Source organism: Streptacidiphilus jiangxiensis (genome assembly GCF_900109465.1).
Classification (GTDB): domain Bacteria; phylum Actinomycetota; class Actinomycetes; order Streptomycetales; family Streptomycetaceae; genus Streptacidiphilus; species Streptacidiphilus jiangxiensis.
Genome location: NZ_FOAZ01000009.1, coordinates 110,903 through 126,235, shown reverse-complemented (window position 1 = coordinate 126,235; position 15,333 = coordinate 110,903). Strand labels below are relative to the sequence as shown.

The window sequence follows — 15,333 nt, the reverse complement described above, 5'->3', positions numbered from 1 at the left end:
CCACTGACCGCCGGCCGCTGTCCGCCGTCCCGCGTCCGCGGCAGCTACGACAGCACGCGGCGACGGAAGTTGCGCAGGCCCATGCTGAGGAAGAGCACGCAGAAGCCGACGAGGACCGGATACACCGCGACCAGCGGCATGTGCGCGGCGTCGGTCAGCCCCGCGCGCATGCCCTCCGCGATGTAGATCAGCGGGTTGACCAGCACCAGCACCTGGAGCCAGTGGAAGCCGCCCGCGTTGACCGCGCCGAGGCGCGTCCACTGGTAGTAGGTACCGCCCAGGAACACCAGCGGCAGCACCACGAAGCCGAACATCAGGCCGATGTTGCGGGGCTCGAAGGTGGTGCCCAGCAGCAGGCCGAGCGAGGTCATCGCCACGCAGGAGAGCGGGATCAGGGTCACCACGACCCACCAGTGCACGCTCAGGTGCGCGTGCACGCCCGGCGCGTGGACCACGGCGGCGATCGGGAACACGATCAGCGCGGAGATCAGCGCCTGCGTGGCCCCCGACAGCACCCGCGCGACCGCCACGAGCCAGATCGGACACGGCGCCTGGACCCGGTCCTCGATCTCCCGGGTGTAGCCGAACTCCTGCGAGAGCTGGATGGCCACCGACTGGATCCCCTGGAACATGATCGAGATCGCGACCACGCCCGGCACCAGCACCGTCGCGAAGTCCGACTCCCCGGCCCGGCCGCCGCCCGAGCCGACGCCCTGGCCGATCGTCGGGAAGACGTAGAGGAAGACGAAGACCAGCATCAGCGGCTGCATCACCGTCCGCCCGACGAACTCGCCGAAGTTCTTGCGCAGCACCGTCAGATCCCGCAGGATCAGCGCCCGCAACGCGGCCCGGGAGGCCGCCGCGGCGGAGCGTTCCGGCCTGATCACGGCCAGGGCCGGCGTCTCCAGGTTCGTCACTCCCGCAGCTCCTTTCCGGTGAGCCGGATGAAGACGGTCTCCAGCGAGGTCTGCGTGACGGAGAGGTCCGCGACGTGGAAGCCGGAGGACTCGGCCGCCTCCAGCACCCGCGGCAGCACCCGGTCTCGGCCCCGCAGCTGGAGTTCGACGCGCCGCCCGTCGACGACCCGGGTGCGGACCACGCCCGGCACCCGCTCGGTGAGCACCTCGGCCAGCGCCGCGCCCCGGCCGTCGCCGTCCGGCGCGGCTGCCGCCGCGGTGGGTTCAAGGGCGCGTTCCGGGGGTGCGAGCTGGACGGTCACCTGGGTGTCGGCCCGGATGCCGCGCTTCAGCTCCGCAGGGGTGTCCAGGGCCAGGATGCGGCCGTGGTCGATGATGGCGACCCGGTCGCAGAGCCGGTCGGCCTCCTCCATGTTGTGGGTGGTGAGCAGGATCGTCTGCCGCTCGGCGACGAGCTCGCCGAGGACCTCCCACAGCGCGAGCCTGCTCTGCGGGTCCAGGCCCGCCGTCGGCTCGTCGAGGAAGAGCACGGCGGGCCGGTGCAGGATCGCCCGGGCCACCATCAGCCGCTGCGCCGTGCCACCGGACAGGATCTGTACCGGGTCGTCCGCGTGCGAGGCGAGCCGGAAGCGTTCGAGCATCGCGTCGGCCTCCGCGCGGGCCCGGCGCGACGGCATGCCGAAGAGCAGGCCGTGGAAGTACAGGTTCTCGCGCACGGTGAGGGACCGGTCCAAGGTGTTCTGCTGCGTCACCACGGCAATCAGCTGCTTGACCAGCGTGGGCCTGGCCACCACGTCGATCCCGGCGACGACCGCCTGCCCGGCGGTGGGCACGACCCGCGTCGTCAGCATGCCCACGGTGGTGGTCTTCCCCGCACCGTTCGGGCCGAGCAACCCGAAGAGCTCACCCCTCCCGACGGCCAGGTCGATCCCGTCGACGGCGGCGACCGCAGCCCGCGGATACCGCTTGGTCAGCCCGGTCGCCCGGATCACCGCCTCCCCGGCTGGTTCCGCCATGCCCTCACCGCCTCCCCTCCAGCATGCGCTCCCCCACCTGCGCCGGACAGTCGACCGCGTCGACGCTGCCCGGTGAGGGTGGAAACCACGGCGTTCCTGCTCCGGGCCGGGCTCGTCAGGGCGTAGGTTGCTCCTGATACGTCCGTTGTGTCCCGACGCACCTCCCGGAGCCTCGCATGAGCAGTGAACCGGAGCCGATCAGTGCCGCCTCGCGGCAGGCGCTCGAGCAGGAGCTGGTGGACCTGCGCGCGGAGCGGCAGGCGGCTGCCGAGACCCTCGGGGTGACCGACTCCGCCGGGGACCGCGCCGACCAGGCGGACGAGCTGCAGCGGGTCACGGACGTGGCCCGGCTGGACGCCCGGATCAACGACGTGACGCTGCGGCTGCGCCAGGGCGCCGAGGCCGGGCCGCCGAGCAGCGACGAGGTCGGGGTGGGCAGTACGGTGACCCTGCGGTTCGACGGAGCCGGAACGCAGGAGACCTTCCACATCGGCGTGGTGGCGAACGAGCTCGACGAGGGCCTGGTCACCTCGGACAGCCCCCTCGGCGAGGCCCTGCTGGGCCATCGGGTCGGCGACAGCGTCGCCTACCGGACGCCGAGCGGGCAGGCCACCGCGGTCATCGTCGCGATCGGCGACGTCAGCGGCGCGGACTCATGAGGCGTTCGCGCCCCGAAGACGGCTAACCTGGCGCGATGCGCCACGACGTGACCGAGACCGACACCGCGATCGCTCTGGGCAGCGGGGACGTACCCGTACTGGCCACGCCGCGCCTGATCGCGTGGCTGGAGGCCGCGACCGTGCGGGCGGCCGCACCGCTGCTGGCGCCGGGGCAGACGACGGTCGGCACGGCGATCCGTGTGGCCCATGTACGGGCCACACCCGTGGGCGGCTGGGTCTCCGTCACCGCGCAGGCGCCGGAAGGCGCGGAGGGTCGGCGGCTGACCTTTCGGGTCCAGGCCGTCGACGGCCACGGCCGGGAGATCGCCTCGGGCGAGGTCGACCGTGTCGTCGTCGACCGCGACCGGTTCCTGACCTCGGCGGCCGACTGACCCGACACCGAGCGGGCGTCAGCCGTGGAGGGGCGGGTGTTCCGGCCGGGCGGCGCTGAACTGGATGACGACCGGGCGGCCGCGGCCGCCCATCGGGCGGGACTGGGAATGGCGCTGGACCAGGCCCCGGTTCGCCGCGCTGTGCAGGACGAAGCGGAGCCAGTCCGCATCCGCGCCGATCAGCGCGGCGATCTGCGGGGCGCTGAAACGGCGGTCGGGCTCGGCGGCCAGGACCTCCATCGCGCGGTCCAGGTGCCGGCCGGGGCGGCCACGGCGACCGCCCTCGGCCCCGGACCTCGGCCCGGGGCCGGACGCGGCGCGGCCGCGGCCGGGTGCGCGGACGAGGGCGACCGGGGAGACGCCGGTGACGAGGTCGCGGTGGTGCAGACCCAACCCCTCCTCCCCGACGACGTCGTGGGCGGCGAGCTCGGCACCGACCTGGCCGGGCAGGCCCGCGCCGACGGCGACGCCGCACGCGTCACCGTCCAGGAGGGTCTGGAGCCGCGCGCGGGCCTGCTCGATGCCGCGCAGCTCCCGCACGACCTCCTGGAGCACCGCGAGCCGGCGCTGCTCGGCGCGGACGCGCTCCTCGAAGATGGGCAGGCAGTCGGCCGGGTCGGTGACCAGGTCGGCCGGCGTCAGGTCGGCGATCACGCCGTGACCGTATTACCCGCCCACCCCACAACTCCACTTTCGGCGGACACCACCACCCGAACGAAGGACCCCGGGCCGCACCGGGGTTACGGCGGTCAGGGCGCGACGGCGTGGGCCTGCCCGAGGTAGGGGAAGACGGTGAGCAGGTCGGTGTGGGGTGGGATGTGGTCGTCGGTGACCTTGCCGCCCGAGACCATCGCGAGCCGCGCGGAGGTGACGTCGTCGCGCAGGGTGCGGCCGTTGGGGTAGGCGGCGGGCTGGGAACGGTCGTAGCGCAGGACGTCCGGCAGGACGGTGCGCAGCGCCGCCTCCGCGTCGGCCTGACCGTAGCCGCCGGTGTGGGCCAGGACCGCGGTCCAGGCCTCGCGGTAGGCGTCCCAGTCGTCGGCCGGCTCGCCGGCGTTGTAGGCGTCCTTGACCTCCTCCGCGTTGAAGTAGGCGGTCAGGGAGGGGTGGGCGCCGCGGTCGACGGAGAGCAGCTGCCCGTCCTGGCGCAGGCTGACGCGGGCCCAGACGCCGATCGGGCCGGGGCCGAGCTCGTCGTCGTCGACCTCCAGCACGATGCCGAAGACGTTCTTGTCGAGGCCGAAGTCGTTGCCGGTCCACTGGAACCCGTTGACGATGCCGTCGAGGTCGGCGAAGAAGGGATCGCTCCGCAGGCCCGCGAAGAAGCGGTAGCCGCCGCTGTGGACGATGCTGGGCACGCGGCCGAAGTCGACGGCGGCGCCCGTGATGACGGCGGGTCCGGTGGGCTCGTGGCTGCGGGCGTCAGCGCCCTCCGCGCGGTGGACGGTGACGGTCTGCCGGCCGTCGTGCGGGGCGTCGAAGACGAAGCTGTAGGCAAGGTCGGCCCGGTTGTCGCCGTCGAGGTCGACGTTGATCCGGTAGACGGCGTCGGGGTGGAACGCCTCGCCCTGGGTGGGGGCGAAGGGGTTGACGTTCATGATGAGCACGGTGCGGCCGGGTTCGGCGGCGGGGAAGACGAAGAGGTCGGTGAGGTCCAGTCGGGCGTCACCCTTCGGGGAGCGCAGGTTGGGGCCGCTCAGGTGGTGGGACACAGCGTCTCCATTCTCGGCGTGCCGGTCGGCGACCGGTCGGACCGGCCGCTCCCCCGCCCGCCGATCGTGCCATCCCGGCATCCGGACACGGCGTGACCGCGCCTCGGGACAGGGCCGGATCACCCGATCGCCACGCGCCGGGAGCGCCGCCGGTCTGACCGGTCGCCAACTCCCGGACCGGAATTCCCAGTTCCGCAGCGGGTCGCCGAAGACCCCGGACAGCCCCGCCGCCGACGCTGTTGACAGGTCTCCCACCAGGGAAAAGAGGCCCCCTCAAGGACTCCCCAGCGACGCCTTTCGGGCGTACTCTGCTCGGCCATGAACCCCGTGCTCGCCACCGCCGTCGCCCCTGTCTCCACGGCGCACCCGACCGACCCGATCCACTGGCGCAACCACCACCTGCCCATCACCGAGCCGGTGCCGGTGCCCTGCCGGGCGCGGATCGAGGACGAGGTCGTCAGCATCGACAGCTGCCGGGGCAACGGCCCGTACGTGGTCCACCTGACCGAGCCGCTGCGCGAGGCCCACCCGGAGGGTTCGCCGCTGACAGTGCTGGAGCTGGAAGGGGCCGCGGACATCTCCGGATGATCCGGATTCGAACCGTATCCAGCATCCGATGATCGCTAGATTGTGCGGATGGTGGAGCCCAGAGGGGCGGCGTCCTCGCCGGAGATGTCCGCACAGTCCATTCCCTCCCCACGCGGACGGGGACGCCACGCCAAGCGGCGCGGCAGCAGCGCAGGCGGAACCCTGGCGCGGTCGTCCGCGCTGCTGGCTGTCGCCACCGTGGCCTCCCGGGCCGGTGGGCTGGGGCGGATGGTGCTCCAGAACATCGCCCTGGGAACGCTGGGCGTAGGGGCGGCCTACAACACCGCCAACACGGTCCCGACCAGCCTGTACACGCTCATGATCGGTGGAGCGCTCAACTCCGTGCTGGTGCCTCAGCTGGTGCGTGCCCGCAGCGAGCACCCCGACGGCGGGCGGGCCCACGAACAGCGCCTGGTGACGATGATGCTGGTCGTGCTGGTGGTCGGGACGGTGACGGCCGTGGCCTTCGCGCCGCAGATCGCCTCGCTCTACATGGCGTCCGACCGGGACCTCGCGCTGACGATCGCCTTCACCCGGCTGCTGCTGCCGCAGATCCTCTTCTACGGCGTCTACTTCCTGCTCGGCCAGTTGCTGAACGCCCGAGGGCGGTTCGCCGCGATGGGCTGGGCCCCGATGCTGAACAACGTGGTGCTGATCGTCCTGTTCGCGGTGTTCTACCTGGTCGTGCCACGCGGTGACGGCTACCACCTCGGCTCCGGGCAGGTGACCGCACTGGGACTGGTGACCACCGCGGGCATCGCCGTGCAGGCGTTGTGCCTGCTGCCCGCGCTCGCGCGGGCCGGGTTCTCGTTCCGGCTGCGGTTCGACTGGCGCGGCACGGGTCTGGGAAAGAGCGTCTCCGCGGCGCGCTGGACGCTGCTGTTCGTGCTGGTGAACCAGATCGCGCTGGCCGTGGTCACCCGCTTCGCGAACGCGCGGGACGCGATGGACGCCCACGCCGGCAGCACCCCGTACTTCTTCGCGCAGAGCCTGTGGATCCTGCCGCAGTCCGTGGTCACCGTGTCGCTGGTGACGGCGATGCTCCCGGGGCTGACCCGGGCCGTGGCGGAGCACAGGATCGACGCGGCGCGCGCCGACCTGTCCCAGGCCCTGCGCAACACCGGGGCCTTGATCGTGCCGGCGGCCTTCTTCTTCCTCGCACTCGGGCCGCAGCTCGCCACGTTGCTGTTCTCCTACGGACTCGGCGGCCCCCTGAGCGCTCCGCCGTTCGGCGAGATGCTCCAGGCGTTCGCGCTGGGGCTGATCCCGTTCTCTGCGCAGTATGTGCTGCTGCGTGGCTTCTACGCCTTCGAGGACACCCGGACGCCGTTCTGGATGGCGGCGTGGATCTCGCTGTTGGACATCGTCCTGGCCTCCGCCTGCCACCTGTGGCTGCCGGCGCGGTACGCGGTGGTCGGGATGGCGGCGGCGTACGCGGTCTCCTACCTCGCCGGGCTGCTGATCACGGCTCAGCGACTGCGCCGACGGTTCGACGGCCGCCTGGACGGACGACGAGTGCTGCGCACCTACGGCCGACTTGTCGCGGCGGCGTCGCTCGCGGGCGCGGCCGGCTGGGCGGTGGCGCAGTGCCTCCCCACCGCCACCGGCGGCTCCCCGCTCCGACTCGCGACCTCCGCCCTGTCGTCCCTGACAGCCGGCGGTCTGGTGATGTTGGTGGCGTTCCTGCTGGCGAGCCACCTGTTCGGCATCGCCGAGGTCCAGGCCCTGCTCCGCCGCCTCCCGCTGCACCGCTTCTCGCCGCGCCGCTGAAGCGGAGGCAGGGCCGGGGCGCGCGCGAGGCAGGCGCGAGGCAAGCGCGAGATGTTTCACGAGTAAAACACTTGCTAAACTATCTCCATGCACCACCACAACCCCGCCCTCCCGCTGCGCGGCGCCCTGCGCCTGCGGCCCGCCGTCGGGCCCTGGCACCGGCCCGCGCTGAGCGTCGCCGTCGCCACCGCGCTGCCGAACCTGCTGCTGCTCGCGATCGGACGCCTGGACCTGGTGCCCTACACCAGCGCCGGGACGATGTGCGCGCTGTTCGCGCACGCGCTCCCCTACCGGGAGCGGGCGCGGACGCTGCTGTGGGTGGTCGGCGCGATGGCGGTCAGCGTGGCGGTGGCCCTGACGGCGGCCTCGCTCGTGCGGTCGACGGTGGTGCTGGTGCTGCTGGCGTCGGCCGTCGCGGCGGCACAGAAGCTGCTGTGCGACGCGACGCGGCTCGGACCGCCCGGCAACGTGATCTTCACCTTCGTCAGCGCGTCGGCGTTCTTCCTGCCGCAGCGGCTCGCCGAGGTACCGGCCCACCTGGCCCTGGTCGCGGCGGGAGGAGCCGTCGCCTGGCTGGTCTGCCTCGCGCCGGCGCTGGTGCGCGCGCACGGGCCCGCACTGACACTGGGACGGCCGCGTGCGCCGCGGCAGCTGCGCGCGCACCTGCCGCTGGCGGCGCGCGTGGGGCTCGGGTGCGCGCTGGCGGGTCTGGCGTCGCTCGCAGCCGGCGTCGGGCACCCGTACTGGGCCGTCGTCACGGCGGCGGCCGTCCACCGGGCGAACACGAGCGTGTCGTTCCAGCGTGCGCTGCAGCGCACGCTCGGCAGCCTGCTGGGGCTGGTGGTGTTCAGCGTTGCCGTGCCGCTCGCCCGGCAACCGGAGCTCGGCGCACTGTTCGCACTGGCACTGATCGCCGCCTGCCAGGTCGGCGCCGAGGCGACGATGACCCGCAACTACTGGCTGGGGCAGGTCTTCGTGACGCCGATGGCGTTGCTGCTGGCCAGCCTGACCACCGCCGAGCCGGTCGGCACGCTGGTCGGCGACCGCTGGCTGGACACCCTGTTCGGGGCAGGGCTCGGCATGGCCGGGGCGCTGCTGGTGACCAACCGGCGGGCGGGCGAGCGGCTCACGACCGCGCTCGGGCAGGCGCGGGCCGCGCAGGCGGTGGCGCGCACCCAGATCGCCCGCCCCGCTCCCCCGCGCGCCGCCGTGCACGCGCGGCTCGCCGACACGCTCCACGAGCTGCGCGAGTCGGCGGACGGGCATGCGGGAGAGTGGTGGCAGCGACCGGCACCGTTGCAGGAGGTGGCACAGGTGGAACGTGAAGGGCACCGGATGCTGGCCCTGCTGGCGGAACGGGAGGCGGCGCATGTCTGACACGACGGCGCCCGCGCCCGGGGCGACGCACGCGGCAACGCACGGGACGACGCGCGCGGCCGCGGCGCGGCCGCGGCAGGAGGACATCGTCACCGGCATCATGCGGCAGTGGGCGCAGGTCCACCCGGATCTGGACCTGGAGCCGATCGGCGTGATCGGCCGGATCAACCGCTGCGCGGCCCTGCTGCAGCAGGCGGCCGACGCGCAACTGCGGCCGGAGCGGCTCACCCGCGCCGAGTTCGACCTGCTGGGCACCCTGCGCCGGTCCGGTCGGCCGCTGACGGCGGGAGAGCTGGCCCGGGAGACGTTCGCGTCCGGGGCGGCGGTCACCAAGCGGCTGCAGCGGCTGGAGCAGCAGGGGTTGGTCGAGCGCCGCACCGACGAACGCGACCGCCGCGTCGCGCATCTGACGCTCACCGGGGCCGGCCGCGAGCTGGCCGACCGGGCCTTGCCGGACCAGCTCGACCGCGAGCACGCGCTGCTCGCCGGACTCTCGCCCGAGCACCGGGCCGAGCTCGCCGACCGGCTGGCCGAGCTGCTGCTGCTCCTGGAGGGCAGCGTGCCGCGAAGTTGACCCCTGGCGATCAAGCTCCGCACCCGACCGGTTAGCCTGCTGACCATCGCCGAGGCCGGGGGCCTCGGAACGAACGACGGGGGCGGACGATGAGGCGTCGGTGGGTCAAAGTGCTGACGATCGTGGTGGTGGTACTCGCGGTGCTGGGCATCGCGGCGGACCGGGTGGCGAACCACCTCGCCGAGCAGGAGGCGGCCAAGCTCGCGCAGCAGAAGTACGGCTGGGGACAGGATTCCACCAACGGCTACGTGCACGTGGCCATCGACGGGTTCCCGTTCCTCACCCAGGCGCTCGGCGGGCAGCTGGACCACGTCACCCTCAGCGCGGGCGACTTCAGCGTGAACACGAGCTCCCATGCGGCCGGGGACTACCTGAACGTGCAGCGGCTGACCTTGGACCTGCACGGCCTGCACGTGCCGTCGCTGACGGCGCGCAGTGCGCAGGTCGACCTGGTGACCGGAGATCTGACGTTCAGCTACCAGGACCTGTCGGGGGTGGTGACCCGGCTGATGGGACAGGGCGGCGCGCTGACGGTCGGCCCGGCGCCCGGGTCGAACGAGCAGGAGGCCAGGATCCGGATCAGCGGCCCCTGGGCGGGTCGGCAGCTGGACGTGGTGGCGAGCCTGCTGGCGCAGCGCGGGCAGGTGGAGATCGAGGTGCCCGGGATGCAGACGTCGGGCTACGACTGGAGCATCCCGCTGCCGGACAACGTGGACTTCACGGCGGCGACCTCGACGCCGACCGGCGTGGACCTCCAGGTGACCGGACACCAGGTGGTGGTGGGCTCGTCGATCTACGGCGGCTGAGCCCGGGCTCGCGCAGCACGAGGCTAGCGCCGTGTCATATGTGCAATGGTATTGTCGCCGCCGTTGGTCGACGAAGACGACGAGCGGAGGCATGCCGTGGAGCGGCAGAGCGATGCGGTGCGCGGGACCCGGAACCTCGACGGGACGCAGAGCCACGACAAGGCGGTGCCCAACGTCCTGGCCGAGAACTTCCGGCAGGGCTGGGCGGACACCTCGCTGAGCCTGGCGCCGCTGCCCGGCGCGGCCTACGCGGCCAAGCGCCGCGCGGCGCTGTCGGAGCGGTTCCCCGGCGAGCGGATCGTGGTGCCCGCCGGCGGCTGGAAGGTGCGCAGCAACGACTTCGACTACACCTTCCGGCCGCACTCCGCGTTCGTGCACCTGACCGCCGAGCAGGGCGCCGACGCCGTCCCGGACAGCGTGCTGGTCTTCGAGCCGCACGGCAACGGCCACCACGTCACGCTGTTCACCCGCGGCCGCTCGCCGCGCGACGGCGGACCGCGCGGCACGGAGCTCTACAGCGACCGGCAGCACGGCGAGTTCTGGGTCGGCCGGCGGCGCAGCCTCACCGAGACCTCCGACGCACTCGGCCTCGCCGCCGCCGCGCGCGAGGAGCTGCCGCGCGCGCTCGGCACCGGCGTGCCCACCCGCGTGGTGCGCGGCCAGGACGCGGTCGTCGACGCGACGGTGGCGCCCGCCCCCGAGGCCGACGCGGAGCTGCTGCAGTTCCTGTCGGAGCTGCGGCTGGTCAAGGACGAGTGGGAGGTCGAGCAGCTGCGGATCGCCGTCGACGCGACCGTGGCCGGCTTCCACGACGTGGTGGGCGAGCTTCGGCACGCCACCCGCCTGGCGCGCGGCGAGCGCTGGGTCGAGGGCACCTTCAACCGCCGTGCCCGCCTGGACGGCTACGGGCTCGGCTTCGAGACCATCGCCGCGTGCGGCACCCACTCCACCACGCTGCACTGGATGCGCAACGACGGTCCGGTGCGCGAGGGCGACGTGCTGCTGCTCGACGCGGGCGTCGAGGCGGACAGCTTCTACACCGGCGACGTCACCCGCGTGCTGCCGGTCAGCGGCCGGTTCACCGACGCGCAGCGCCGCGTCTACGACCTGGTGTTCGCGGCGCAGTCGGCGGGCATCGCCGCGCTGCGGCCGGGCGCGCGCTACGGCGACTTCCACGACGCGGCCGTGCGGGTCATCGCCGAGGGCCTGGAAGCGTGGGGCCTGCTGCCGGACGCCGAGGCGGCGCTCGCCCCCGACAGCCAGCTGTTCCGCCGCTACACCCTGTGCGGCTCGGGCCACATGCTCGGCCTGGACTGCCACGACTGCGGCGCGGCCCGCCAGCAGACGTACCACGAGGGCCCGCTCCAGGTCGGCCACGTGCTCACCGTCGAGCCGGGCCTGTACTTCCAGGCGGACGACCTGACGGTCCCCCAGGAACTGCGCGGCATCGGCATGCGTATCGAGGACGACTTCCTGATCACCGCAGACGGCCCGCTCTGCCTCTCCGCCGGCCTCCCGCGCGCGGCGGACGACGTCGAGGCCTGGATGGCCCAGCTGCTCTGACCCCCGGGCGGGCCCCGCCGCCTCCGCCCGGGGCGGCAGGGCCCGCGCCGACCCGGCCCCGGCCGCGCCGTTCAGCCGACGGGGGGCCGGACCGGGTTCACACCTCCAGCGACACGTCGTAGTTGCGCAGCCAGGTGTCCAGGGCGAGGACCGTCTCGGCGGCGTTGCGCAGGTCCGGGCCGGCGGCGGAGGCGACCGCCGCCGCCGCGGCCGGGGTGTCGAGGAGGTCGTGGACACGGGCGTCGCGGTCGGCCAGGACAGCCTTCAGGTCGCCGCGCAGCGCCTCCGCGTAGGCGGGGTCCTGGGTGGAGGGGTAGGGGCTCTTGACGCGTTCGGCGACGACGTCCGGCAGGACGTCGCGAGTCGCCGCGCGCAGCAACGACTTCTCCCGGCCGTCGAAGGTCTTCATCGCCCAGGGGGCGTTGAAGACGTACTCGACCAACCGGTGGTCGCAGAACGGAACGCGGACCTCCAGGCCGGTGGCCATGGACGCGCGGTCCTTGCGGTCGAGCAGGATCTGGACGAAGCGGGTGAGGTGGAGGTGGCTGATCTCGCGCATCCGGCGCTCGGTGGCGCCCTCGCCGCGCAGCCGCGGCACCTCGGCCAGCGCCTGCCGGTACTGGGCCTGGCGGTAACCGGCCACGTCGACCTTGCCGAGCAGGCCGGGCTGGAGCAGCGCCGTGGCGGAGAGCGCGGCGCCCTCGCCGGCGAAGCCGCGCTGGATGGCCCACAGCCACGGGAAGGTGTCGCCCGCGACGGCCTCGGGGTCGTGGAACCAGGAGTACCCGCCGAAGACCTCGTCGGCGGACTCGCCCGACAGCGCGACGGTGGTCTGCTCGCGGATGGCCTTGAACAGCAGGTAGAGGGAGGTGTCGCCCTCCCCGATGCCGATGGGCAGGTCGCGGGCGAACAGCACGGCGTCGCGGCCGGCGCGCTCGGTCAGGTCGAGGGTGGACAGCACGATGTCGCGGTGGTCGGCGGCCACGTGCTCGGCCAGGGCGTGCGCGTAGGGGCCGTCGGGGGTGCCGCGCAGCGCGTCGGGGCGGAAGTTCTCGGTCTGGCCGACGAAGTCGACGGCGAAGGAGCGCACCGGCCCACGGCCGTTCTCGCCGAGCTGCCGGGCGGCGAGGGCGGTGATCACGGAGGAGTCGAGGCCGCCGGAGAGCAGGGTGCACAGCGGAACGTCGGCGACGAGCTGGCGCTCGACGATGTCGTCGAGCAGCTCGCGGACGCGGCCGACCGTGGTGTCGAGGTCGTCGGTGTGCTCCCTCGCCTCCAGCGCCCAGTAGCGGCGCTCGGTGAGGCCGCCGCGGCGCACCCGCAGGGTATGACCGGGACGCAGTTCGCGCATGCCGCAGTAGACGGCGTGGCCGGGGCTCTTCACGAAGGAGAACAGTTCGGACAGGCCCTCGGCGTCGACGACGGCCCGGGCCAGGGGGTGGGCCAGGATCGCCTTGGGCTCGGAGCCGAACAGCACGCCGTCGCGGGTCGGGTAGTAGTAGAGCGGCTTGATGCCCATGCGGTCGCGCACCAGCAGCAGTTCCTCGCGGCGCGGGTCCCACAGCGCGAAGGCGTACATGCCGTTGAGGCGGTGGGTGAAGTCCTCGCCCCACTCCAGGTAGGCGCGCAGCGCCACCTCGGTGTCGCTGGCGGTGGTGAACGTGTGGCCGCGCGCGGTCAGCTCGGCGCGCAGCTCGCGGTAGTTGTAGATCTCGCCGCTGTAGGTGGTGGCCAGCAGGGTGCGGCCGTCGTGGGTGACGGTCATCGGCTGCGCGCCGCCCTCGAGGTCGATGACGGCCAGCCGGCGGTGGCCGAGGGCCGCGTGGGTGTCCAGCCAGACCCCTGCGGCGTCGGGGCCGCGCAGAGCCATGGTGGCGTTCATCGCGTCGACGGAGGCCCGCTCGGTGGTGAGGTCGCGGTCGTAGGAGACCCATCCGGTGATCCCGCACATACGGCTCGGTTGCCCTTCTGCGTGGGTCGGCGCTTCACCCCGTGGCGGCGGGGTGCGGCCGGTCCACTGCGGCCGCCGACATGATCACGCTAGGAGCGGTGGGTGTATGAAGCAATCATTCCGCTCGCCGACCGTCATGTTCAGGCCAAGTCCGTGGAACGGGTTTGCCGCCGCCCGGCCTTGCCCTGGCCGGACCGGGAAGACGCACACGAAGCAGGCGACTCCCCCGGCCCCGCGCGGATCTGTCGCGATCCCGCCGGGTGACGCCGGGCCGCTGCCGCCGGTTCCCGAACCGCCGGAAAGTGAAACATGTCACGGCCGTGCTCCGTCGTGGCGACGCTCCGTGACGGGTAGGTTCCTGCGACCAAGGGGAAGGAGTCCCCCATGACGCCTCCCCGATCGCGGATCCCCCGTCACACCCTCCTCTGACGAGAGAACACGAGACAACGACATGTCTGCTCAAGAACCCGCGCACCACCCTCCGCAGCGCATCGGCGTCGTCGCCGAGTCCGTCTCCGGGGAGACGCGCGTCGCCGCGACCCCGGCGACCGTCAAGCAGCTGCTGGGCCTCGGTTACGAGGTCGTGGTCGAGTCCGAGGCCGGCGCGGCCTCCGGCTTCACCGACCAGGCCTACCTGGACGCCGGCGCGGGCATCGGCGACGCCTGGGACGCGGACGTCGTCCTGAAGGTCAACGCCCCCTCCGAGGCCGAGATCGCCAAGCTGCGTCACGGCGCGACCGTCGCGGGTCTGCTGGCCCCGGCCCAGAAGCCCGAGCTGCTCCAGTCGCTCGCCGACGCCCAGGTCACCGCCCTGGCGCTGGACGCCGTGCCGCGCATCTCGCGCGCGCAGTCGATGGACGTGCTGTCCTCGATGGCCAACATCGCCGGCTACCGCGCCGTGATCGAGGCCGCCCACGTCTTCGGCCGCTTCTTCACCGGCCAGGTCACCGCCGCCGGCAAGGTCCCCCCGGCGAAGGTCCTCATCGCCGGGGCCGGCGTCGCCGGCCTCGCCGCCATCGGCGCCGCCTCCTCGCTCGGCGCCATCGTCCGCGCCACCGACCCGCGCCCCGAGGTCGCCGACCAGGTCAAGTCACTGGGCGGCGAGTACCTGCCGGTCAACGTGGTGCAGGAGCAGAGCACCGACGGCTACGCCAAGGCCACCTCCGCCGACTACGACCGCGCCGCGGCCGAGCTCTACCACGAGCAGGCCAAGGACGTGGACATCGTCGTCACCACCGCGCTCATCCCCGGCCGTCCGGCACCGCGCCTGCTGACGGCCGCCGACGTCGCGGCGATGAAGCCCGGCAGCGTCATCGTCGACATGGCCGCGGCCATGGGCGGCAACGTCGAGGGCACCGTCGCGGGCCGCGCCGTGGTGACCGACAACGGCGTCACCATCATCGGCTACACCGACCTCGCCTCCCGGTTGCCGGCCCAGGCCTCCCAGCTGTTCGGCACCAACCTGCTGAACCTGGTCAAGCTGCTCACCCCCGGCAAGGACGGGCAGCTGACGATCGACTTCGACGACGTCGTGCAGCGCGCCGTCACCGTCGTGCAGGCCGGCGACGTCACCTGGCCGCCGCCGGCCGTCTCGGTCTCGGCCGCGCCCGCCGCGCAGCCCGCCGCCGCCGCGGCGAAGCCGGAACCCAAGCAGCCGAAGCTCACCCCCGCGGGCCGCCTCGGCCTGATCGGCGCCGGGATGCTCGCGATGTTCCTGCTCGTGGCCTTCGCGCCCGCGCAGCTCGCGGAGAACTTCACGGTGTTCGCGCTGGCGGTCGTGATCGGCTACTACGTCATCGGCAAGGTGCACCACGCGCTGCACACGCCGCTGATGTCGGTGACCAACGCCATCTCCGGCATCGTCGTGATCGGCGCACTGCTGCAGATCGGCCACGAGAGCTGGATCGTCACCACCCTGTCCTTCGTGGCGATCCTGCTGACGAGCGTCAACATCTTCGGAGGTTTCGCCGTCACCCGCCGCATGCTGTCCATGTTCTCGAAAGGCTGA

The 15,333-nt window shown here is 73.0% G+C and carries 14 protein-coding genes; 9 read left to right on the top strand and 5 right to left on the bottom strand.

The window, feature by feature from the left end; translation table 11 throughout:
• Window positions 1-44 precede the first annotated feature (44 nt).
• Entirely contained in the window at window positions 45-917 is an 873-nt protein-coding gene (locus BMY61_RS18795; RefSeq protein ID WP_052438543.1) for an ABC transporter permease, read from the bottom strand.
• Window positions 914-1,933, bottom strand: coding sequence for an ABC transporter ATP-binding protein (locus tag BMY61_RS18790; protein ID WP_042445321.1), 1,020 nt, complete (start codon window positions 1,931-1,933; stop codon window positions 914-916). Before BMY61_RS18790 ends, BMY61_RS18795 begins: the two co-directional genes overlap by 4 nt.
• Window positions 1,934-2,109: 176 nt before the next feature.
• On the opposite strand from BMY61_RS18790, the gene BMY61_RS18785 reads away from it, so the two are divergent.
• Window positions 2,110-2,592 carry a GreA/GreB family elongation factor gene (locus BMY61_RS18785; RefSeq protein ID WP_042445319.1) on the top strand — a complete coding sequence of 161 codons (483 nt, stop codon included), beginning with the start codon at window positions 2,110-2,112 and terminating at the stop codon, window positions 2,590-2,592.
• 35 nt (window positions 2,593-2,627) lie between these two features.
• Window positions 2,628-2,984: a thioesterase family protein gene (locus BMY61_RS18780; protein WP_042445317.1), complete on the top strand. Its 357-nt coding sequence runs from the start codon at window positions 2,628-2,630 to the stop codon at window positions 2,982-2,984.
• Between the two features lie 18 nt (window positions 2,985-3,002).
• Here the strand turns inward: BMY61_RS18780 and BMY61_RS18775 are convergent, their stop codons facing one another.
• A complete protein-coding gene (locus BMY61_RS18775) occupies window positions 3,003-3,638 on the bottom strand; it encodes a hypothetical protein (RefSeq protein WP_042445315.1) in 636 nt (211 codons plus the stop codon).
• Window positions 3,639-3,733: 95 nt separating this feature from the next.
• The gene (locus tag BMY61_RS18770) at window positions 3,734-4,696 is read right to left on the bottom strand and encodes a DUF4331 family protein (RefSeq protein WP_042445313.1); all 963 of its coding nucleotides are present in this window, start codon (window positions 4,694-4,696) and stop codon (window positions 3,734-3,736) included.
• Window positions 4,697-5,014: 318 nt separating this feature from the next.
• On the opposite strand from BMY61_RS18770, the gene BMY61_RS18765 reads away from it, so the two are divergent.
• The 6 genes from BMY61_RS18765 (at window position 5,015) to BMY61_RS18740 (ending at window position 11,374) form a co-directional block, all read left to right on the top strand.
• A complete protein-coding gene (locus BMY61_RS18765; RefSeq protein WP_042445311.1) occupies window positions 5,015-5,284 on the top strand; it encodes a hypothetical protein in 270 nt (89 codons plus the stop codon).
• 48 nt (window positions 5,285-5,332) lie between these two features.
• A complete protein-coding gene (murJ, locus tag BMY61_RS18760; RefSeq protein WP_082014930.1) occupies window positions 5,333-7,054 on the top strand; it encodes a murein biosynthesis integral membrane protein MurJ in 1,722 nt (573 codons plus the stop codon).
• A gap of 87 nt (window positions 7,055-7,141) precedes the next feature.
• On the top strand, window positions 7,142-8,431 hold the full coding sequence (locus tag BMY61_RS18755; RefSeq protein ID WP_042445305.1) for an FUSC family protein: 1,290 nt from the start codon (window positions 7,142-7,144) through the stop codon (window positions 8,429-8,431).
• Between the two features lie 100 nt (window positions 8,432-8,531).
• Window positions 8,532-9,005 carry a MarR family winged helix-turn-helix transcriptional regulator gene (locus tag BMY61_RS18750; RefSeq protein WP_042445735.1) on the top strand — a complete coding sequence of 158 codons (474 nt, stop codon included), beginning with the start codon at window positions 8,532-8,534 and terminating at the stop codon, window positions 9,003-9,005.
• Window positions 9,006-9,094: 89 nt separating this feature from the next.
• On the top strand, window positions 9,095-9,811 hold the full coding sequence (locus BMY61_RS18745) for an LmeA family phospholipid-binding protein (RefSeq protein WP_236655946.1): 717 nt from the start codon (window positions 9,095-9,097) through the stop codon (window positions 9,809-9,811).
• Between the two features lie 45 nt (window positions 9,812-9,856).
• The gene (locus BMY61_RS18740; protein WP_082014900.1) at window positions 9,857-11,374 is read left to right on the top strand and encodes an aminopeptidase P family protein; all 1,518 of its coding nucleotides are present in this window, start codon (window positions 9,857-9,859) and stop codon (window positions 11,372-11,374) included.
• 97 nt (window positions 11,375-11,471) lie between these two features.
• On the opposite strand, the gene asnB is transcribed toward BMY61_RS18740, so the two are convergent.
• Complete coding sequence (asnB, locus tag BMY61_RS18735) at window positions 11,472-13,325, bottom strand: asparagine synthase (glutamine-hydrolyzing) (RefSeq protein WP_042445299.1); 1,854 nt, start codon at window positions 13,323-13,325, stop codon at window positions 11,472-11,474.
• A 451-nt stretch (window positions 13,326-13,776) separates the two neighbouring features.
• Between asnB and BMY61_RS18730 the strand changes: the two genes are divergently transcribed.
• The gene (locus BMY61_RS18730) at window positions 13,777-15,333 is read left to right on the top strand and encodes a Re/Si-specific NAD(P)(+) transhydrogenase subunit alpha (RefSeq protein WP_042445296.1); all 1,557 of its coding nucleotides are present in this window, start codon (window positions 13,777-13,779) and stop codon (window positions 15,331-15,333) included.